General features: G+C 38.0%; 20 protein-coding genes and 1 other annotated feature. All 20 genes read right to left on the bottom strand.

Going from position 1 to position 21,745, the window contains the following annotated elements; genetic code table 11:
• Nucleotides 1-73: 73 nt before the first annotated feature.
• Nucleotides 74-616 carry a bifunctional pyr operon transcriptional regulator/uracil phosphoribosyltransferase PyrR gene (pyrR, locus tag CIL03_RS04385; RefSeq protein WP_094883985.1) on the bottom strand — a complete coding sequence of 181 codons (543 nt, stop codon included), beginning with the start codon at nucleotides 614-616 and terminating at the stop codon, nucleotides 74-76.
• 166 nt (nucleotides 617-782) lie between these two features.
• Nucleotides 783-1,694 (bottom strand): RluA family pseudouridine synthase, encoded by a 912-nt coding sequence (locus tag CIL03_RS04390; protein ID WP_094883986.1) that lies wholly within the window; start codon nucleotides 1,692-1,694, stop codon nucleotides 783-785.
• Complete coding sequence (lspA, locus tag CIL03_RS04395; protein WP_094883987.1) at nucleotides 1,691-2,167, bottom strand: signal peptidase II; 477 nt, start codon at nucleotides 2,165-2,167, stop codon at nucleotides 1,691-1,693. Before lspA ends, CIL03_RS04390 begins: the two co-directional genes overlap by 4 nt.
• A 792-nt stretch (nucleotides 2,168-2,959) precedes the next feature.
• Entirely contained in the window at nucleotides 2,960-5,710 is a 2,751-nt protein-coding gene (gene ileS, locus CIL03_RS04400; RefSeq protein WP_094883988.1) for an isoleucine--tRNA ligase, read from the bottom strand.
• 61 nt (nucleotides 5,711-5,771) lie between these two features.
• Nucleotides 5,772-5,991, bottom strand: a binding site (T-box leader).
• 60 nt (nucleotides 5,992-6,051) lie between these two features.
• Entirely contained in the window at nucleotides 6,052-6,555 is a 504-nt protein-coding gene (locus CIL03_RS04405; RefSeq protein ID WP_094883989.1) for a DivIVA domain-containing protein, read from the bottom strand.
• A 161-nt stretch (nucleotides 6,556-6,716) separates the two neighbouring features.
• Complete coding sequence (locus tag CIL03_RS04410; RefSeq protein ID WP_094883990.1) at nucleotides 6,717-7,493, bottom strand: YlmH family RNA-binding protein; 777 nt, start codon at nucleotides 7,491-7,493, stop codon at nucleotides 6,717-6,719.
• An 11-nt stretch (nucleotides 7,494-7,504) separates the two neighbouring features.
• Nucleotides 7,505-7,765 carry a YggT family protein gene (locus CIL03_RS04415; RefSeq protein WP_094883991.1) on the bottom strand — a complete coding sequence of 87 codons (261 nt, stop codon included), beginning with the start codon at nucleotides 7,763-7,765 and terminating at the stop codon, nucleotides 7,505-7,507.
• 6 nt (nucleotides 7,766-7,771) lie between these two features.
• Nucleotides 7,772-8,203: a cell division protein SepF gene (locus CIL03_RS04420; RefSeq protein WP_094883992.1), complete on the bottom strand. Its 432-nt coding sequence runs from the start codon at nucleotides 8,201-8,203 to the stop codon at nucleotides 7,772-7,774.
• Between the two features lie 30 nt (nucleotides 8,204-8,233).
• Complete coding sequence (locus CIL03_RS04425; protein ID WP_206207670.1) at nucleotides 8,234-8,905, bottom strand: YggS family pyridoxal phosphate-dependent enzyme; 672 nt, start codon at nucleotides 8,903-8,905, stop codon at nucleotides 8,234-8,236.
• Nucleotides 8,906-8,932: 27 nt separating this feature from the next.
• Nucleotides 8,933-9,742 carry a peptidoglycan editing factor PgeF gene (gene pgeF, locus CIL03_RS04430; RefSeq protein WP_094883993.1) on the bottom strand — a complete coding sequence of 270 codons (810 nt, stop codon included), beginning with the start codon at nucleotides 9,740-9,742 and terminating at the stop codon, nucleotides 8,933-8,935.
• A 55-nt stretch (nucleotides 9,743-9,797) separates the two neighbouring features.
• A complete protein-coding gene (locus tag CIL03_RS04435; protein WP_094883994.1) occupies nucleotides 9,798-10,079 on the bottom strand; it encodes a YlmC/YmxH family sporulation protein in 282 nt (93 codons plus the stop codon).
• 299 nt (nucleotides 10,080-10,378) lie between these two features.
• On the bottom strand, nucleotides 10,379-11,161 hold the full coding sequence (gene sigG, locus CIL03_RS04440; RefSeq protein ID WP_094883995.1) for an RNA polymerase sporulation sigma factor SigG: 783 nt from the start codon (nucleotides 11,159-11,161) through the stop codon (nucleotides 10,379-10,381).
• 124 nt (nucleotides 11,162-11,285) lie between these two features.
• Nucleotides 11,286-12,005: an RNA polymerase sporulation sigma factor SigE gene (sigE, locus tag CIL03_RS04445; RefSeq protein ID WP_094883996.1), complete on the bottom strand. Its 720-nt coding sequence runs from the start codon at nucleotides 12,003-12,005 to the stop codon at nucleotides 11,286-11,288.
• Nucleotides 12,006-12,019: 14 nt separating this feature from the next.
• The gene (gene spoIIGA, locus CIL03_RS04450) at nucleotides 12,020-12,991 is read right to left on the bottom strand and encodes a sigma-E processing peptidase SpoIIGA (RefSeq protein ID WP_240507990.1); all 972 of its coding nucleotides are present in this window, start codon (nucleotides 12,989-12,991) and stop codon (nucleotides 12,020-12,022) included.
• A 781-nt stretch (nucleotides 12,992-13,772) separates the two neighbouring features.
• Nucleotides 13,773-14,921 (bottom strand): cell division protein FtsZ, encoded by a 1,149-nt coding sequence (gene ftsZ, locus CIL03_RS04455; protein ID WP_094883997.1) that lies wholly within the window; start codon nucleotides 14,919-14,921, stop codon nucleotides 13,773-13,775.
• 109 nt (nucleotides 14,922-15,030) lie between these two features.
• Nucleotides 15,031-16,311, bottom strand: a complete 1,281-nt coding sequence (ftsA, locus tag CIL03_RS04460) for a cell division protein FtsA (protein WP_094883998.1) — start codon at nucleotides 16,309-16,311, stop codon at nucleotides 15,031-15,033.
• A gap of 479 nt (nucleotides 16,312-16,790) precedes the next feature.
• On the bottom strand, nucleotides 16,791-17,618 hold the full coding sequence (locus tag CIL03_RS04465) for a cell division protein FtsQ/DivIB (RefSeq protein ID WP_094883999.1): 828 nt from the start codon (nucleotides 17,616-17,618) through the stop codon (nucleotides 16,791-16,793).
• 185 nt (nucleotides 17,619-17,803) lie between these two features.
• The gene (gene spoVE, locus CIL03_RS04470; protein WP_240507991.1) at nucleotides 17,804-18,913 is read right to left on the bottom strand and encodes a stage V sporulation protein E; all 1,110 of its coding nucleotides are present in this window, start codon (nucleotides 18,911-18,913) and stop codon (nucleotides 17,804-17,806) included.
• Nucleotides 18,914-19,071: 158 nt separating this feature from the next.
• Nucleotides 19,072-20,421 (bottom strand): UDP-N-acetylmuramoyl-L-alanine--D-glutamate ligase, encoded by a 1,350-nt coding sequence (gene murD, locus CIL03_RS04475; RefSeq protein ID WP_094884000.1) that lies wholly within the window; start codon nucleotides 20,419-20,421, stop codon nucleotides 19,072-19,074.
• Entirely contained in the window at nucleotides 20,418-21,401 is a 984-nt protein-coding gene (gene mraY / locus CIL03_RS04480; RefSeq protein WP_094884001.1) for a phospho-N-acetylmuramoyl-pentapeptide-transferase, read from the bottom strand. Before mraY ends, murD begins: the two co-directional genes overlap by 4 nt.
• Nucleotides 21,402-21,745: the final 344 nt, after the last annotated feature.

Raw genomic sequence — 21,745 nt, forward strand, 5'->3', positions numbered from 1 at the left:
CAGTAAGACATACACGTATTTTCCGAATAGCAACCTTGTAAATCTCTCTGGATTTAATTAAAGGTTTTCCTGTTTATTTTTCATAGATGGATACTTGATCCATTTCATCAATCTCCTGTAATTGGACAACAATGATTTCTTTATCAGATGTCGGGATATTTTTCCCAACGTAGTCTGCACGAATCGGCAATTCCCGATGTCCGCGGTCTACTAGAACCCCAAGTTGAATCTGGGAGGGTCTGCCGATATCCATAACGGCATCCATGGCTGCTCTGACTGTTCTTCCTGTGTAAAGAACATCATCGAGAAGAATTACTTTTTTTCCGGTAACATCTACGTTAATATTTGTAGCTTTTAACTGAGGATCATCAAGCCCGTTATTTTTCTCTAAGTCATCCCGGTAAAGCGTAATATCCAATTCGCCGATGGGAACTTCTACTTCTTCTATTTTTTTTATTTTTTCCTGAAGTCGTTTGGTCAGTGGCACTCCTCTGGTTTTTATTCCAACCAGTACAAGATCTTTACCACCTTTATTTTTTTCAACAATTTCATGTGCAATTCTTGTCAATGCACGATTAATTGCCGGATGATCAAGTATTTCCGTTTTCTTCTGCATAGCCTTTACACTCCAAACTGCTAAAAAATCCCTTTTCTCCATGAGGAAAAAAGGGACTTGAATAGACGTATCACTACAACATATTCCGGTTCCTTTTAGCCTCTCTGGACTAGATTAAAGGGTCATTTAATTGTTAGCCTTATTATTTCAAATTCAGTTTCATCTGTCAATACATTTTATCAATATATGCTAGAGTCTCTTTAAAATAGTCAGGTTCCTCTGAATCAAATTCCATCCATTCATTTGTTGATGGGTGTGCGAAGCCTAAGACCTTTGCATGTAATGCCTGTCCATTCAGGTCCATCGTTTTACGCGGCCCGTATTTTGGGTCACCAACTATCGGATAGCCAATATACTTCATATGGACACGTATCTGATGTGTTCTGCCGGTTTCTAATTGGCATTCCACATACGTATAATCGGGGTAGCTTTTTAATACGCGAAAATGGGTTACAGCTGGTTTTCCATTATCAACAACACCCATTTTCTGCCTGTCCTTGGGGTCACGTCCAATCGGAGCATCAACCATTCCTGTTTCATGCGGGATTTCCCCATGCACGATTGCTACGTATTTCCGTTTTATTTTCTTTTCGGATAATTGTTCAGCTAAACTGTTATGTGCTTGGTCATTTTTGGCCACAATCAGTAATCCGCTTGTATCCTTATCAATGCGATGAACGATACCTGGTCGTTCCACCCCATTTATTCCTGAAAGATCATCACAATGATGTAATAGCGCATTAACAAGGGTTTCACTTTGATGGCCTGCTGAAGGATGCACAACCATTCCTTTTGGTTTATTTACAACCAATACATCTAGATCCTCATAGTAAATATCCAATGGTATATTCTCCGCTGTGATATCCAAAGGCTCAACTTCCGGAATTGACCATTTTACCTCATCACATGGGAGGCATTTATAATTCGCCTTTTCCAGATTGCCATTTACTGTAACGTGCTCCTTCGCAATCCACCCCTGAACCTGGGACCGGGATCTATCAGGATTGATTTCAGTCAATAGCTTGTCCAGCCGCGTTTTTGTCTGTTCTTCTGTCACGATATGATGAAATGATGTCATTTGTCAGCTTTTCCTTTCTTTGTCTTTATTTCATCAATAATGGTGGCTATGATAATAAGGGATACACCTACCACTAATGCCGAATCGGCGATGTTAAATATGGGAAAGTCATAATTAATTATTATAAAATCAAAAAAATCAACTACCTCTTTTCGGAAGAGCCTGTCGATGAAATTTCCGATTGCTCCCCCAAGAATAAAGCTTAATGATATCGCAAGCAGCTTGTTTCCTTTGGCATATTTTTGCATGTAATACACAACACCAATAACTACTACCACGGTTACTATATAGAAAAACATCATCTGTCCTTCTAATATCCCCCATGCTGCACCGGTATTTCTATGGGAGGTCAGGTAAAAGAAATCTTCAATTACTGTAATTTGTTCTCCAAGCTCCATTGTTTTTATAATCGTCCATTTACTAAGCTGATCAATTGCAATAATTACCACTGCAATTATGTAATACCAATACATCCTTTTTCCCCCGATTTCATTTTCGTCTTATTAATCATAAACTTTTAATAGGAGATTATCAATTTTTATCGTTAAAAAATCTAAGTCACCATTCTAAAAGATTGGGACTGCGCACTGCTAGCTCCACCAAAAAGAATTGGAACTGTACTTCATACTTCCCATCGAAATAATTTGTTGTTTTGACACAAAATCTATAGAATGCGACCTAACTGCCCTGTTGATTTTAACTTCGAAGGGATGTTTCGCGGGTTGAACTGATTATCAGGATTTGGGGGTACTTCTCTGAGCCCAACACTAGAAAACAATAGCCATTGATCACATAGAGCGCCTCTCTAAGCCCAAACAACAAGGAACAGGTAGCTACCGGGCACATAGAGCTCTTCTCTAAGCCCAAACAACAAGAAACAAGTAGCCACCGGGCACATAGAGCGCCTCTCTAAGCCCAAACAACAAGAAACAGGTAGCTACCGGGCACATAGAGCGTCTCTCTGAGCCCAAACAACACGAAATAAGTAGCCACCGGGCACATAGAGTACTTCTCTAAACCCAAAGAGCTAGAAACAAATAGCCACTGGTCACATAGAGGCTATTTCGGTGGATGGCTGATATGATTCCAGAAGTATGGTTATATTTCCTGAGCAGCCGATGGAATTATCATCGCCGATTTTAGTTCGCATTTTCCATCAACTACGTGCATTAAAAAAGCAGCAAAGTATACAAAATAAGCGTAACATTAAGATTAAATAATTCTGCAAAAAAATACTCCTCAACCACGAGGAGTATTTCAAATGTTTATGCAGTATAATTCTCTTTCACTACTTCGGCACAACGCGAGCATAATTCAGGATGATCAGTATCTTCCCCGACGGTTTCTGATGCAACCCAGCAGCGTTCGCATTTTTCTCCAGGATGTTTTTCGACTGCAACATCTGCATATTTGTATTCCTTTGCAGCTGTACTGCCGTCACTTACTGCAGCCTCAGAAACAATTAAATACTGATGCAGGTGATCCATGGAAGTTAAAACATCTTTTGTTTGTTCATCTTTTGGAACAATGACAATTTTAGCTTCCAGTGATTTACCAATAATTTTTTCATTTCTTGCCTCTTCCAAAGCCTTATATATATCGTTGCGGACATTCATGAAATGATCCCATTTTTCTTCATCCAAATCAACAATTTTCCTTGGTTCAGGTATATCAGTCAATTGAACACTTTCCGCTTCTGTACCTGGGATATATTCCCATACTTCATCCATCGTATGCGGGATGATTGGTGTCAGTAATTTTACCAGTGTTGTTAACGTTTCATAATAACCTGTTTGAATGCTTCGACGACGCTTATTATCTTTTGCCTCAATATATAATACATCTTTTGCAAAGTCCAGATAGAATGAGCTTAAATCAACAGCACAGAAGTTATGGATCTGATGGAAAATTGGTGAGTATTCAAATTGCTCATAACTTTCCCGAACATCTTTAACCACTTGCTGTAAGCGATGAAGCATGTAACGATCTACTTCTTCCATTTCCTGTTCAGGTACACTGTCTGCTTTCGGATCAAAGTCTGCCAGATTCGCAAGCATAAAACGGAATGTATTACGAATTTTACGATATGCTTCCGAAGTCTGCTTTAAGATATCATTGGAAATACGAACATCTGCCTGATAATCCACAGACGATACCCACAAACGCAGAATATCTGAGCCTAGCTGTTTTTGCACCTTTGCTGGAACCATAACGTTTCCTAAAGATTTACTCATTTTCCGACCATTGCCGTCAAGGACAAAGCCATGACTTATAATATTTTCATATGGTGCTTTTCCAGTTACTGCAACCGCTGTGGAAAGAGATGAGTTAAACCAGCCGCGATACTGATCACTTCCTTCCAGATATACATCTGCAGGACGTTTATGATCCTCTCTGTTACACAGGACTGCTTCATGGGAGGAACCGGAATCAAACCATACATCCATAATATCGGTTTCTTTTGTAAACTTGCCATTCGGACTATGCTCTGAAGTAAATCCATCAGGCAGCAAATCTTTTGCTTCTCTTTCAAACCATACATTGGAACCGTACTCAGCAAAAAGAGCTGAGACATGTTCAATCGTTTTATCAGTAATAATCGGTGTGCCATCCTCCCCATAAAATACAGGAATTGGAACACCCCATGCACGCTGGCGTGAAATACACCAGTCTTCACGATCGCGAACCATATTATAAAGTCTTGTTTCTCCCCATGTTGGATGCCAATTAATTCGTTTGATTTCACCTAGAATATCCTGACGGAAATCCTTGATGGATGCAAACCACTGGGATGTTGCACGGAAGATGGTTGGTTTTTTCGTACGCCAGTCATGCGGGTAAGAGTGAGTAATAAATGATAATTTTAGCAATGCTCCACTCTCATCAAGCTTTTCTGTGATAGCTTTATTTGCCGCATCATAAAATAACCCTTCGAAACCTGGAGCTTCACTAGTAAAATACCCACGGTCATCAACAGGAGAAAGAGGTTCAATGCCATAGGATTTTCCAACAACAAAGTCATCCTCCCCGTGTCCTGGAGCAGTATGAACACAGCCAGTACCGGCCTCAGTTGTTACATGCTCACCAAGCATGACCAAAGAGTCGCGATCATAAAAAGGATGTTTGGCAACAATTTTATCTGCTTCCTGTCCTTTAAAGGTTTTGACAACTTTAGGATCATTCCACTCAAGTTCTTCAGCAACAGATTCAAGCAGCGCATTTGCAACCACATATTTTTGATCATTGACTTCAACAACTGCATATTTTAAATCAGGATGAAAACTGATCCCCAGATTTGCCGGAATTGTCCATGGTGTTGTTGTCCAGATTATGATTTTTTCTCCGCCTTCAAGCAATCCTTTACCATCAGTAACCTCAAATGCTACATAAATGGAAGGTGAGCGTTTATCATGATATTCAATTTCTGCTTCAGCCAACGCTGATTCAGAAGACGGTGACCAATACACTGGTTTTAAACCTTTGTAGATATAGCCTTTTTTAGCCATCTCACCAAATACTTTTATTTGAGCAGCTTCATAATCCTTTGTTAATGTGATATATGGATTATCCCAATCACCGCGAACACCTAGTGCTTTGAATTGAGTTCGCTGATTATCAATTTGTTCTAATGCATAGTCTGCACATAATTTTCTAAACTCAGCTGTACTCATTTCTTTGCGCTTCACCTTTTTCTTTTTGGTTAAAGCTGTTTCAATTGGCAGCCCATGTGTATCCCAGCCCGGAATATACGGAGCATGGTAGCCTGTCATGGATTTATAGCGGGTAATAAAATCTTTTAAAATTTTATTAAGCGCATGGCCAATGTGCAAATCACCATTTGCATATGGAGGCCCATCATGCAAAATAAATAATGGTCTCCCTTTTGTCCGTTCTAGACCTTTTTGATAAAGGTTGTTTTCTTCCCACTGTTCCTGCCGTTTTGGCTCTTTATTAGGCAAATTTCCTCGCATTGGAAAATCTGTTTTTGGCATTAATAATGTATCTTTATAATCCATTTTTATTTCCTCCTGCTATACATTTTTTAAAAATAGGTACAAAAAAAGTCTTCAGCATCCCAAAAGGGACGAGAAGACTCGCGGTACCACCCTTATAAACTTAAAAATTACTTTTAAATTCACTCGATATTCGTAACGGGAATAAATCGTCCATTACTACTGTTATTCATAATGGATACTCCGGAGTGATTTTCTAAAAACATCTCTGCATCAGGCTCTCACCAATTCCTGATTCGCTTTGCAGCTCATTGCTTTTATACTGTCTCCATCAGTGTATTTAATAACTATTATTTACCTGCGTGTGTATGAATTATATGTAAAATTCCCGGCCACGTCAAGGTCTATGATTTATTTTCCACCAACTCAAGCTCTTCGCCCAGCTCTTCATTGAATAAATCTTCCCAGTCATCTGTTCCAATCATATCAAGCTGTGCTTCAACAAGCATTTTTAAACGGGTACGAAATACTTTTGCCTGCTTCTTTAATTCTTCCACATCCATAGAAATACGACGGGATTTACTTAATGCTTCGTTGATTATCCGGTCTGCATTTTTCTCAGCTTCTTTAATGATCAGTTTGGATTCCTTTGTAGCATTACCTTTCAATTCTTCTGCTGTTTCTTGTGCTACAAGGATCGATTTATTTAAGGTTTCTTCAATATTGGTGAAATGCCCAAGCTTTTCATCCAGCTGTTCCACCTTTTCCTTCAGTTCCTTTTTTTCACGGATAGCCATCTCATAGTCCTTAATTACCTGATCCAAAAACTCATTAACTTCATCCTCATCATATCCGCGAAAACTGCGGGTAAACTCTTTATTATGAATATCTAACGGTGTTAATGGCACATTGGCCACCTCCTTAAAGAAATAATTAATTATTGCTTGCAGATGTCAAATTGAAGCAAGAAATTCATTGTCAATCTCCGTATTAATTATAAATTTATAAAATTGCATTAAACGGTTATTCGACATAAAATAGGTTTATTCCTGCAAATTCATTAAAGTTTTTATTTTAAAAGAGCAACTGTTATTCTCCATTTATCCTTCCGGGTTCTGCCATTTATTTTTACAAGTTTACTTCTGCCTTTTTTACGTGCAGAAACTAAATCACCCTCCTGAAGCATAAATTTCCCATCTTCAATTACCTTATGGTTTACTTTAACAAATTGTTTGCTGATATAATCGGTAGCATCTTTTCTTGAAATATTGTAAATTTCTTTAAGTACTGCATCGAGTCGCAAAGAGGAAACAGTTTTATCTGCTTCTACCCAATTAGTGTCCATTTCTATTTTTGCTGAAAGCGGGAGTTCTTCAAGTTTTACATTGGCTTTCTTTACAGAGGTTAGATTTGTCTTGACATATGCAGCAATTTCAGATGCCAATACGATTTGAATGATGCCATTATCTGCAAAAATATCCCCTAATTTTTTTCGTTTTATTCCTGATGATAAGAAAGCCCCCATTACATCTCTGTGTTCCAGTTTAATAAATTTATCCTGGTAGGAAGCTTGAAGCAATGTCATCTGATAAGATCCTTCTGTAATTTCTTCGTAAAATGGGGCGATGATCATTCTTTTTCTTTCCGTATGATCTCCGCCGCCATTTTTATACAATTTTAATTCATCATTTGCCGTTCCAATCAGCATTTCCGTGATCTGCTGTTCCCTAGGATCGAGAAAATCAGTCAGTTTGTACTGATAAGTCAATTCCACCTGCTCTTTTAAGGAAATGATATAGTCGATAAATGGCTGTTCTTCTTTTCTAAAATGCTGATAAATGTCCATATTAAATCACCTTAGAACATCCGGAACAGTTCCAGTAATCCCATTCGAGCGAGGTACAGCACAAAAATACCTACAATTGGTGAAAAATCAATCATGCCAAGTGGTGGGATGAATTTCCGGAATTGCTCCAGATATGGTTCGCAAATTTTAGCAAGAAAGACGCCAAATGATGATTCACGTGCACCTGGAAACCATGACATAAATATATAAACAATTAGTGCATAACTGTATATTGTTAGAGCCATATTCAATACATTATATAATTGGAACATTCATTACTACCATCCTTTTTCAAATTCTTCTTCAGGAAATGTCTCTGAGATCGTACCGGAAACATCAACATTATCTGGTGTACACAGGAATGTTTCGGCACCCAGCTTCTGTATATCTCCATTTACTGCATATACCGTACCGCTTAAAAAATCAACAATTCGTTTTGCCTGATTATTGTCAACACGCTGCAGATTAATGACAACTGCCCTTCTGTTCACAATATTATCAGCAATTTCCTGAGCTTCATTATAGTTTCTCGGCTCACAAAGCACAACTTTGGAGGAAGGCTGCTGCATGCTAGTTAAATTAACAACATTTTGGCCGGTCTTCTTTTGGCTGAGTCTGTTTTCAGGCTCCCCTTTTTCTTCCTCAACATACTCATATTCATACTCATCGTCCATGGTAAAGTAATTTTTGATTTTACTTTTAATGCTCATTTTTACACCCCGCTCATCAGAATAAGTATTTTAGGATCCTACTAATTTTGAACCAACTCGAATATGTGTAGCTCCTTCTTCAACGGCCAAATCATAGTCATTGCTCATCCCCATTGATAAAAACTCACAGGGAGCATGAGGGAATTTTTTTTCCTTAATGGAATCTCTTAATTCCGCCAAATTCCTGAAAATCTCTCTTAAACGGTCTTTATCTTCAATATGTGGTGCCATTGTCATTAATCCGACAACATGAACATTGCTGTATTTTTCAATTTCCTCAATAAACGGAATTACTTTACCAGGATCCAATCCATGTTTTGATTCTTCTCCACTCACATTTACCTGTACAAAACAATCGACTGGTTTCTCAGCACGTTTATCAATTTCTTTGGCAAGAGACGAACGGTCCAGTGAGTGAAGCATGTGTACATGATTAATAACATCTTTTACTTTCCGTGACTGCATTGTTCCAATAAAGTGCCAGTTTGCTTTATTTCCAAAATGATTATATTTTTCCAGGAATCCCTCCAGCCGATTTTCGCCAAGGTTTGCAATTCCGGCATTTATTGTTTCTTCTGTTCGTTCTATTGTAACATATTTCGTAACCCCGATTATGGTAATTTCTTCAGGATTTCTGTTGCTTCTTTTACATGCTTGTCCTATCATTGATTGAATTTCTTCAAGATTTGCTGCTACATCCATTATAACCATTACTCCTCCCCCGTATAATCATGCTGTAAACCCAAGGAACCCCAACATTCTCCCAGTTTTTCCATTATCTCTGCGATGTGAAAAAAATAAGTTTTCATCATAAAATGTGCAATAATTTGTTATATCTATATTATGACGTAATACTCCACTTTGTAAAAGGATATCTACATTTATTTGCTTTAAATCCAACAGGCTGTGATTTTTCCCGTTCGGAAGCACTGTATTCTTCCGTAAGTCTGAAGGAATATGTTTAATAACATTTTCATCAACTTCATAGAAATTTTGAGAAATGCAAGGGCCAATTGCAACTAAAAGGTCAGCAGTATTCACTCCTTTATTTTGGAGCTTTTGAACCATTTTCCCGGCCATTCGGTTTACCGTGCCTTTCCAGCCGGCATGTGCCAATCCAATATAACCCGTTTTTGGATCGTAGAAAAATAATGGAACACAATCAGCAAAAAAAGCAGTACACAAAACCCCTCCGCTGTTTGTAATCATACCATCTATTCCTTTAATGGCAGTCCCATAAGAAGTCGAACCCTTTCCTTTATCTTCACTTGTAATCTGTTTTACATTTGTTTGATGTATTTGTTCACCCGAGACCCAGTTTTCCATGGGAATATGTATTTTTTTTGAGAGCAGCTTCTTATTTTCAATCACATTATCTGGATCATCGTTTACATGTAACCCGCAATTTAACGCATGAAATGGAGGGGAGCTCACCCCTCCATTTCTTACTGTAAAGCCAGCCATTAATTTAGGATTGATTTTCTGCCATTTTTCTATGTGCAAATAAGATTCATTTCTATGTACAAATGGTTCGGTCATTGGTTAGCTACCTCCAAAACTATTTCTGTACCATTTTAACATATTTTCCACTTTTTTATAAATTGTTGTCATTTGAAAGGCTCTCTGAATATAATGCCGGCCTCTTTATTCCATTCACCAGAATAACATCCGATCCTATTCTTACAATTTGATTCCATTGTATGACCAATTCACCAGGCTTTCCAAAAAAACCACCGCTTTTTTCTTTCAAAGGAATTATAATTGCAGTAATTCTTCCACTGTGTGTATCTATTTCCAAATCCGAAATATGTCCTAAACGACTGCCATCATCAATAATTATAACTTCTTTTACCTGAAGCTCTGACAGTTTAATCATTATCCTCACCCCACCTTACTTTTAAATATATGCAGGAAGTTTGGATACTTTCTTATATTGGACAAAAAAAAAAAGGATCAGGCAGAAACCTGTTCCTTTTGTTTTTTATTTCATTGATATTTTGGTCACTTGCTTATGCCTTCCGTCGCTGGGCAAGCCCGCTTCACTTTTCTTGTCTAGTGCCGCGTGGGCTAGCGACTACTGTCATAAGCAATTGACACTACAAACGCGAAAGTTCACGCGTTTTTCGGTCACTTGCTTATGCCTTCCGTCGCTGGGCAAGCCCGCTTCACTTTTCTTTATTCAAACATCTGTTTGTTCATTTGGCTGATGGCAGCTTTTTCGAGGCGGGATACTTGGGCTTGGGAGATGCCGATTTCATCTGCAACTTCCATTTGTGTTTTGCCCTGAAAAAATCGCTTATTCAATATCATTTTTTCTCTTTCATTTAACTGAATCATTCCCTCCTTTAATGAAAGCTTATCAAGCCAGGTTGAATCCTTATCTTTATCATCACTAATCTGATCCAATACAAAAATTGGGTCTCCTCCATCATTATAGATTGGTTCAAATAATGATACGGGATCCTGAATAGCATCAAGTGCAAATACAATGTCCGAGTGGGGAATTCCCATCTCTTCTGCTATTTCCATTGGAGTAGGTTCCTTGGACGTTTTATTAATAAGCTTTTCTCTTACCTGCAATGCTTTATAGGCAATATCACGCAAGGATCTAGATACTCTAATAGGGTTATTATCTCTTAAATACCTTCTTATTTCACCAATGATCATAGGAACAGCATATGTGGAAAATCTGACATTATGTGCTAAATCAAAATTATCAATAGATTTCATTAGACCAATACAACCGACTTGGAATAGATCATCTACATATTCACCCCTGTTATTAAATCGCTGGATGACACTTAATACAAGCCGCAGATTTCCATTTACAAGTTCTTCTCGTGCTGACAAATCACCATCCTGCTGCATTTTTACAAAAAGTTTGCGCATTTCATCATTTTTTAATACTGGTAACTTTGATGTATCAACACCACAAATTTCAACTTTATGTCTAGTCACTTTTGTTCAACCCTCCCAGTTGGTGATGCTGTTCATGGACAGTATCTCCGCATGAGAGGATTTTTATGCAGTTACATTCAGCAGGAATTCCACTAAAGTTTACTCTTGCTTATGCACATCAAGGCTAAACCATTTTATTAAATTCTTTTTTTAGTCGTCGGATTATTTTTTTCTCAAGTCTGGATATATAAGATTGCGAAATCCCTAACATATCAGCGACATCTTTTTGGGTCTTTTCATCTTCTCCCACTAATCCAAAACGCAATTCCATAATTTGTTTTTCACGATCACTCAACTGGGACAACGCACTTTTCAGCAGCGATTTATCCACATTTGATTCCAGATTTTTTGTTATAATATCTTCCTCCGTACCCAGCACATCTGATAATAATAATTCATTTCCATCCCAATCAATATTTAAAGGCTCATCAAAGGATATTTCCGATTTTAATTTGTTATTTCTCCGTAAATACATCAAAATTTCGTTTTCAATACATCTTGATGCATAAGTTGCCAATTTTATTTTCTTTTCGGGATTAAACGTATTTACTGCTTTAATTAAACCAATGGTTCCAATACTTATCAGATCCTCAATATTTATGCCCGTATTTTCAAATTTGCGGGCAATATATACAACAAGGCGCAAGTTTCGCTCGATTAGCACTGCTCTTGCAGCTTTATCGCCTTTAGGAAGCAGCTGCAATAACTCCTGCTCCTCCTGTTTGGAAAGGGGCGGTGGCAATGCTTCACTACCGCCAATATAATATATTTCTTCTGATTTAACACCAATTTTCATTAATAACTTATACCATTGTAATCTTAAACTAAGTTTCCACGATTTCAACACCCATCTCTCCTTTAAGCAGAATAAACTGTTGCTAATTTTATAATTTGCGGCTGCAGCAGACAGTGATAGCTTTGATCCTTTGTTAAATCAGCAAACTGAATGCCAATTAATAATTTATTTGTAATAATTTTCTGGTTCTCATAATAGACAACTAATTTATCGGGTCTCAATCCGATCAAAAACATTCCACTTCCCTGTACTCCCTGATATGGAACAATATGAACATATTTTTCCCACGCTTTTGGAAGATTTTCAAAATCAAGGTTATCGTTAGCGTCCTTTAATTGCTTCCACTCGCTTTCAGTAAACCATTTTTTTAAAAAAGATTGATCACAGATAATGACAGGCATTTTTGTCAAGGGATCTACCAGCTGATTCCCGCTATCAATATATCCGGTTGTTGAATAGATTTTATTTCTGATTTGAATACTGACTGGATATTGCTGGTCATACCGGATTTTTTCAGCTGCATGCTTGTCCATACGGGATTTTGTAAAGATCCAGATGATTGGAAAGCCAACAGCGATAAATATCCAGCTGACAGGATCCCCGTACCCACTGTTATATGTAAGCAGTCCACTTGATGAAACCCCTACCGGATTTTGAAAGAGAAAATGAATTGCGACTAGTCCACCCCCCATTGCAAAAGTTGTAAAATAAAATAAGAGAAGTAATTTCATCATTCGATATATATTTGTAAAACCGAATGCGCAAATAATAATAAAAATGGAATACATAAATTTTCCTGTTACACTTGAGACAAATGAATCTGGAAAATATATCGAAATTGGTACAAGTAATGAGGCAATGAAAGCTCCAAACGCAATTCTCAATTTTCTTGTGCCGTCTCTAGCAAGTGCTTGTGTCAACATTAACAGCATCATGTCCAGGAAAAAGTTTAAAGTCCAGACAGCATCAAGATAAATAGTCAATATCCTCTTCCTTTCCTCTGAATGTAATGCCAAAAGTAATAGCTGCATCATATTATGGGTTTCCTCAAAGTATAGCGAAGCCTGCAAGCAAAGTCTGTCACTTCTTGTATGAGGAATGGGGCTAATTTTAACTACTTATCGGGGAGTTTGTCGTGAGAAAATTTCTATTACAACTATAGAGACGTCGCAGTTGATGTAAATTGCGAAGTAAAACTGTATTGAAAGTACATTAGAAGTGTTTTACAGGAAAAATTAAGATGAAAAGCGTTAAAAAAGGTCACATAGAAGCGTTATACAGTAATACATTTCATTCGCACACTCATCAAGGGTATGAGTGCTCGAATGCAGGAAAAAACTATTTATTCGTACACTCATCAAGGGTATGAGTGCTCGAATGCAGGAAAAAACTATTCATTCGTACACTCATCAAGGGTATGAGTGCTCGAATGCGGGAAGATACTATTCATTCGTTAACTTATCAAGGTTATGAGTGCTCGAATGCAGGAAAAAACTATTCATTCGTACACTCATCAAGGGTATGAATGCACGAATGCAGGAAAAAACTATTCATTCGTAAAGTCATTGAAGTTATGAGGGACAAATCAAGATGATATGCGTAGAGAAGGTCACAAAGACGCTGGGATTTCAGCAGATGCTTTTCCTGCATCGGTAGTTCCATTACTATTTAAAGTTAGTTCGCAGTCTATAGAAACTGTGAAGTTTATAGGGTAACAAATTTTACATAAAGAACTTATTTTATAGAATTTCATACACAAAAAAAGCAAACAGATATCAATTAAGATAACTGTTTGCTTTTAAGTTATTAACACCTTTAGCGGCGGTTGCGATTTCGATTTCTCAGGAAAGTAGGAATATCCAATGTATCTTCTTCCTGCTTCGGACGTTGTTGCTGCTGCTGTTGTTGGATCGGTTCTCTTGGTACATCATCTGTTGCTCTAGTCGCAGCATGCTGATTATGGTTAATTAAAGGACGCTGCTGTTTCGGCTGATTTTCTGCTCGCTTAACAGATTCATCAAAGCCTGTGGCGATTACTGTAACAACAATCTCATCATTCAGATTCTCATTTATAACAGAACCGAAGATAACATTTACCTCACTATCTGCTGCAGAGGTTACCAAGTCTGCTGCTTCCTGTACTTCATACAGACTCAGATTGGTACCACCAGTAATGTTCATTAAAATTCCATGAGCACCATCGATAGAGGTTTCAAGCAGTGGAGATGAAATTGCCTTTTTCGCAGCTTCTGTAGCTCGGGTCTCCCCTGTTGCGACACCAATCCCCATTAATGCAGACCCTTTATCGAACATAATTGTTTTAACATCCGCAAAGTCTACATTAATCAGCCCTGGTTTAGCAATTAGATCGGAAATACCTTGTACCCCTTGACGCAGAACATTGTCTGCCTCACGGAAAGCTTCCAGCATTGGTGTATTTTTATCCACTATTTCCAGTAAACGGTCATTTGGAATGACAATTAATGTATCCACAGCATTTTTCAAGGCCTCTATCCCGGAAATAGCCTGTGTAGATCTTCTTCTTCCTTCGAAGGAAAATGGTCTTGTTACAACACCGACTGTTAATGCGCCAAGGTCCTTGGCAATTTGAGCAATAACGGGAGCTGCCCCGGTACCAGTTCCTCCACCCATGCCAGCTGTTACAAAAATCATGTCTGCACCTTGCAGCACTTCCTGAAGCTGATCTTTACTTTCTTCGGCAGCCTTTTTCCCAACTTCAGGATTGGCTCCTGCACCCAATCCACGGGTTAGCTTTCCGCCAATTTGTATTTTCACTTCTGCTTTTGATAAATTCAATGCTTGTGCATCTGTATTTACAGCGATGAATTCAACACCTTCAACACCGTGTTCAATCATTCGGTTGACAGCGTTATTACCACCGCCACCTACGCCAATAACTTTAATTGTTGCAAGTTCTTCCATATTTGTATCAAACTCTAACATATTTCGTTCCTCCTAATATGCAAAATTACAAGAGTTCCAGAAGCTAATTTTATAGTGTTATATAATAAACACGCTATATTGTTGAAATTCATTTCTCAGGAAGAATTGATTAATCAAAGAAATATTTAAACAAATTAGCAAATCCAGAGTCTTTTTTCTTACTTTCTTTATTTCCATTTGACTTTTGCTGTTTATGATTACGTTTAGGTTTCTGTTCATTTTCAGTTGCCGTTACAGAAGGTAAAAACTCTTTTCCTTGTATTTTCGCATTTCGATAAGCGAATTGCAAAATTCCAACACCAGCTGTAAACTGAGCTTCTCTAACACCTATGTAATCCGGGATTGCGATACGTACATTTGAATGGAATAGATCCTCGGCAAGCTCAATAGCACCAGGCATAGCCACTGTTCCACCTGTTAAAACATAGCCTCCAGGTAATTCGTGGTACCCCATTTTTCTGATTTCTCTCTCTGCATAGGCAAAGATTTCTTCAAGTCTTGCTTCGATCATATCAGAAATCTGCAGCTGATTATAGGTTTGCTTTGTATTGCTTCCTATAATGGAGACTTCAAATGTTTCATCTTCTTGTGCATGATCGTAAAAGGCATGTCCATAATTTAATTTAATATCCTCTGCCTCTTCTGTCGATGTTCTGAGACCGATCGACAAATCCTTTGTTATATTGTCTCCACCAAGACTTATAACACTCGTTGAGATAAGATGATCATTTTCAAAAATTGAGACAGTTGAACAGCCGCCACCTACATCAATAAGAGCAACCCCCATATTCTTCTCATCTTTTGATAATGCAACCGTTCCTGCTGCAAGAGGCTGCAGGCAGATATCAGTAACTTGCAGATTGGCACGTTCTACACATTTTAATATATTATGTAAAACTGTTTTGGAACAGGTTATGATTGTCCCTTCCATTTCCAGACGAACACCAATCATTCCCCTTGGATCAGTAATTTCATCCAATCCATCTACAATAAACTGTTTAGGTATAACATCAATTATTTCACGCTCAGGGGGGATGGAGATTACCTGTGCTCCGTCAATTACTCTGGTAATATCTTCATCAGTGATTTCACGGTTTTCACTCTGTACTGCTACCACTCCATGACATGGCTGCAATTGAATATGGTTTCCATTTATACCTACAACTACACTCTCTATTTGCATACCAACCATGCGTTCAGCCTGTTCAACGGCATTTCTGATTGATTGAACTGTCTGGTCAATATCAACAATGGCACCTTTTTTCATTCCACTGGATTTTGCAGTGCCAACTCCAATTACGTTTAAGGAATCATTTAATACTTCTCCGATAATTACTTTAATTTTTGATGTTCCAACATCTAGACTAACCAGTATCTCACTGTTGTTCAAAGAAAGGCACCTCCTCATGCAGAAGTGTCTAATAAAGAATTAGACAAAATCTCCTATTTCCTGTTTCTAATGTACTATAATCAATTATTTTATAGGAATTTATGAAAAAATGAAAATATATATAAGTAATTCCACATAAAATGATAGTTTCCCTTTATTTTCCGTGAAAATAAAGTAAATCTCTATTCAATGGGGCTGCAGTTCATGCAGATGTTGCCATAACTTTTTCCGGTAGAGTAACTGCAGTCCCAATTATTTTCAGTAGGACGAACGTAATACAGTCCCTGGACGTGGCGTTTTTAACCTATTTTCCCCTGTCCCCCACTTCTTCGTCTTGCTATTAACTCAGTCAGAAGTTAGTATTTTATTGCCCATTTACATACGGGAGATTATAAACCACAGTTTACCTACTATATGTTTCGTAAAAACACTCTGTTATATGACTTTTCACTCGGGATATTTTTCATATTTATGAAAATCTATTCCTCTGATTCTGACTCTGTTTCCATATCTTCAGAGGATGCCTCATCATTTTCTTCTTCTGCCTCTTCATCAGAAGGACTGGCAAATGATTCAAAATAAGCTCCAACACCTATATGAATAATTCCTTTACTGTCTGGCTCCAGCTGCGAGGCAATAGATGGATAAACCTCCATTTTCTCAGCAAAATTTCTAATTGTGCCATCCACCATAAAACCATCATTCATATATAAAAGAATCTTATTTTTATTTTCATCTACAGGTTTCCAATAAATTTCCGAAATTAAATTTAAAATATTCTCCGGTAATTTTTGGAGTTCGCTTGTCATTCTAAGTAAGTAAGCCTCGTCAGAAAATTCAGCTAACAGCGGAGCATCGCCGTTATAATGTTCCTGTCCTGCTCCACCCAAAGTGGTTCCATTGCCAAGAATCGGATAAAATATGTGATCCCTTTCGACATACCCTACTCTTTCAAATTCCTTCAATTCAATTTCCACCGTCCAGGGTAATTTGCGGTTTACCTCAACGGACTCTACAATTTCATTTTTACTGATCTCATTTTCAATATCGGATGGATTTATCGTCCAGATATTTGATTTCGTCGTTAGTTTACTTTGTTTAATTATCTCTTCATCTGCAGAATACGAATTCCCTATAACATTAATTGTCTTGATATGACTTAACGGGGATTGCAGATAAACAATAATAGATATCAGAAAGAAAAAAATAGATAGATAAAAAACCAACCGTCTATTTACCTTTTTTTTACGTGCTTGTTTCAATTTTGGAATACGCTCTTCAATCGAAACAATTTTCTTTTTGCTCATCTCCATTTCTTCCTTCATTACAAATTAACAGAATAAACCATCACAAAAATATTATTTATTCATGTTACATGAATTATATCACATAATGCACCTAAAAATGTAGTATACACTGTATAGTTTATCAAGTTTTTGCCCAAAAGGTTTCTATTAATTTTTTCCAATTAAAATATAGCATCCTATTGATGCTATATTTTGGAGTTTATACTAATATTTAGTAAGATGCCCACGGAACATAACGCGAGAGTTAATGAAGATCCTCCATAGCTCAAAAATGGCAGTGTTATTCCGGTTACAGGAATCAGTCCGATTACTACACTGATATTGATCATAACCTGAATGGCAACCATCGAAACAATTCCGAGTGCCAAAAATCTTCCAAATTGATCTGGTGCTTCGAGTGCAATTCTGATTCCCCGCCAAAACAGCAAGAAAAATAATCCGATCACAAAGGTGCCCCCGATAAATCCGAGCTCTTCCCCTAAAATAGCAAAAATAAAATCGGTCTGAGGTTCTGGCAGGTAGAAATACTTTTGCAGGCTGTCCCCAAGTCCCAGACCCAAAAGTCCACCTGGTCCAATTGCATACAATGATTGAATAATCTGGAACCCATCACCAAGAGGATCTTCCCATGGATTGAGAAAAGCAGTTATTCTGCTAATACGGTATGGTGCGGAAATTATCAAAAAAACAAACCCAGCAAGACCAACTGCTGCCAAACCGAAAAAATGAGTCAGTCTCGCACCTGACACGAAAATCATTACCATACAGGTCATTACAAGCACCATTCCTGTACCCAGATCCGGCTGCAGCATAATCAGGCCAAATGCAGTAAAGGTTAAAATGATTGATGGAAAAAATCCCTTTTTAAATGAAGTTATAAATTTTTGATTTTCAGAGAGGTATGCTGCCAGAAATATAATCAAGCCCAGCTTCATAAACTCTGATGGCTGAATGCTGAATGCACCTACCCCAATCCAGCTTTGTGCTCCGCCGCGCACCATGCCAACTCCAGGAATCAATACCAGAAACAATAATACAAAGCAGCACAGCATAATTAATTTGGCATATTTCCTCCAGAAATTATACGGAATACGCATGATAAAGAACATTGCTGCAACACCTGCTCCAGCAAAAAGCAATTGTCTTTTTAAATAATACATCGAATCATCATACTTATATTCAGCCCAAACATATGAAGAACTGTAAACCATCACGATACCAATAATAAGCAGTCCAAGAATCACAGTGAGAAGGATATAATCCGGTTTATTCCCCTTTTTTATTTTTTGAAACACAAAAACCCCCCTTTTCCATATAGGAATAGGGGCCATCTGTATTCTATACTGATAAAAATTATAGCTTTCCAAAGAAATCAGTATAATTGCAACTTAGGATTTCACCATTAAAACTTGGTGATAAGCTAAGTTTTATTGCTGTTGTTTAAGACAAGCCCCTACACTAGTGTATGCACAGCTTGTATAAACATGTCTCCTCTTTCTTCAAAAGTTCGGTATTGATCCCAGCTTGCACAGGCCGGGGATAATAATATTACATCATTCCTATCAGATACAGCATAGGCTTCATGTACAGCTTCCTGCATTGTTTCCGCTAAGATTATTGTTTCAATTCCTGCATTTTCAGCGGTTTTTTTTAGTTTTTCACGAGTTTCCCCAAATAAAACCATTGCTTTAACATTCTCTAAAAAAGGAAGCAAATCATTAAATTCATTTCCACGGTCCAGGCCGCCAGCCAATAAAATAGTCGGCTGCTGGAAAGAAGTCAATGCTTTTTCAGTCGCAAGCAAATTGGTAGCCTTTGAATCATTATAAAATAATCGATCATTGATATTATCCACAAATTGCAATCGATGCTTTACACCAGAAAATGTTTTTAGCACCTCTCCGATTCCTTTATTCGTTGCCCCACATAATTTTGCAGCTGCTATGGAAGCAAGGATATTCTCCAGATTATGCTCACCGACTAAAACAATGTCTTTGCGGTCAATCACAATTTCATTTTTAAAATAGATACTTTCTCCACTGAGCCACACTCCATTGTCAAGCTGTCTATGGATAGAAAAAGGGACTTTTTGTGAAGATGCTTCTGGAATTGCTGCTGTAATTGCTGGATCATCTGCATTATATACCAGATAATCGTCACTTTCCTGATTCTTGAAAATATTAAACTTCGCTTTTTTATAGCTATCCATTGTTTTATGATAATCGAGATGGGCTTCAAATATATTAAGCAAGACCGCAACCTTTGGTCTGAACTTCTCTATCCCCAAAAGCTGAAAGGAGGATAATTCCAAAACCATCGTTTCCGCTTCTTTCACGGTTTGTGCCACCTCTGTAGCGACATGGCCAATATTTCCTGCTGCTTTCACAGGTAAATTACTTTTTTCAATCATCTGGGCTGTCAGAATTGTTGTCGTTGTTTTTCCGTTTGAGCCAGTAATTCCAATTACAGGTCCTTCTGTTAATTGGCCTGCAAGTTCAATTTCCGTAATAATCGGGATATTTCTTTCCATTGCTTCCTCAAGAATTGGATTGCTGTAAGGGATACCGGGGTTTTTCACGATTATTTCTATTTCGTCAAGAACGGAAATAGGATGCTCGCCTAAAATTACACTTGCTCCAAGAGCCTTTAATTCTTTAACGACTTCATCTTCTTCAACCGCCTGCATGTCGTTTACCCGGACGTTCTTTTCATTCGCAAGAAATACCTTTGCAGCTGCTGTTCCGCTTTTCGCCAAACCAAGCACAAGAACATGAGAATATGGAAAATCGATTAATTTATTCAACCTAACCCCACCTCGATATAAATACCAAGCGCTGCAAAAATAAGTCCAATCAGCCAGAAAGTAGTAACTACACGCCATTCTGACCATCCCAGAAGTTCATAATGGTGATGTAATGGACTCATTTTGAAGACCCTTTTACCTGTTGTTTTAAATGATACTACCTGTATGATCACAGAAAGTGTTTCAATAACAAATACGCCGCCGATAATCACCAGAATAATTTCGAGTTTTGTTAAAATAGCTACTGCCGCGATGGCACCGCCTAATGCCAGGGATCCAGTATCTCCCATAAAAACCTTTGCAGGATGTGCGTTAAATACCAGAAAACCTAACAGCGCCCCAACTGCAGCAAGTGCGAAGATGGTAACATTACTCTCTGGGAATCCGTACCATGCCAGGATTCCAAAAGCGCCGAAAGCGATAGCTGCTGTTCCCGCAAGGAGCCCATCCAGTCCATCCGTTAAATTAACTGCATTGGACGCACCGACTAGCATAAATATAATCAGAATGGCATAGCCCCATCCAAGCTCCCATTGAATATTCGTACCCGGGATCTGAATATAGGTTGGAAAGTCCTGAATCCGTAAAATAAAATAGAATACAAGTGCGATAACAATTTGTCCAAGCATCTTCTGTTTGGATGTTAAACCTAAATTTCGTTTCATCACTACTTTGATAAAATCATCCAGGAACCCTAACAGTCCATACCCGAACAGTACAAATATTAAAAGCCACAGCTCATAGCCAACAGCTGACGAGACTTTAACAGCCATAATAAGAGACGTAATAATAATGCTGAAAACAATCATAAGCCCACCCATTGTAGGTGTGCCTGTCTTTTTCATGTGAGATTCCGGTCCTTCTTCTCTAATACTTTGCCCAAACTTTAAACGTCTTAAAAATGGAATAAAAATTGGAGATAAAAGGACGGTAATAAGAAATGCGATCGCTATTGTAAGCAATAATACAGATATATTCACTTGTTTTCCTCCTTGTACAATAACCGTCCATCAATTTATGATGTATGAAAGTATAAAATTATGGCTCTATGTAATTAGCAGCTGGGATAAGCCACGTCCAGCTCCAGCGCCCAGCAACTAGCGGACTGACCGATACCTACGTACGATAAGTCAACATCGGCTCCGGTGTTAAAGGAGGGCCGACTAAAACCGGCTAAAGCCAACGTCGGCATACTCCTATCCAGGGGCATGTTTCCTTTATCTCCTACGAAAAGGAAGTTCGATTAAAACCGCCACATCACGTGGCAACATCGAACCACCCCACGTCCTGTGGGGCGCAGTCCGTACGTTGCTAAACGGGCGCT

The organism is Virgibacillus indicus (assembly GCF_002266285.1).
GTDB lineage: Bacteria > Bacillota > Bacilli > Bacillales > Amphibacillaceae > Virgibacillus_K > Virgibacillus_K indicus.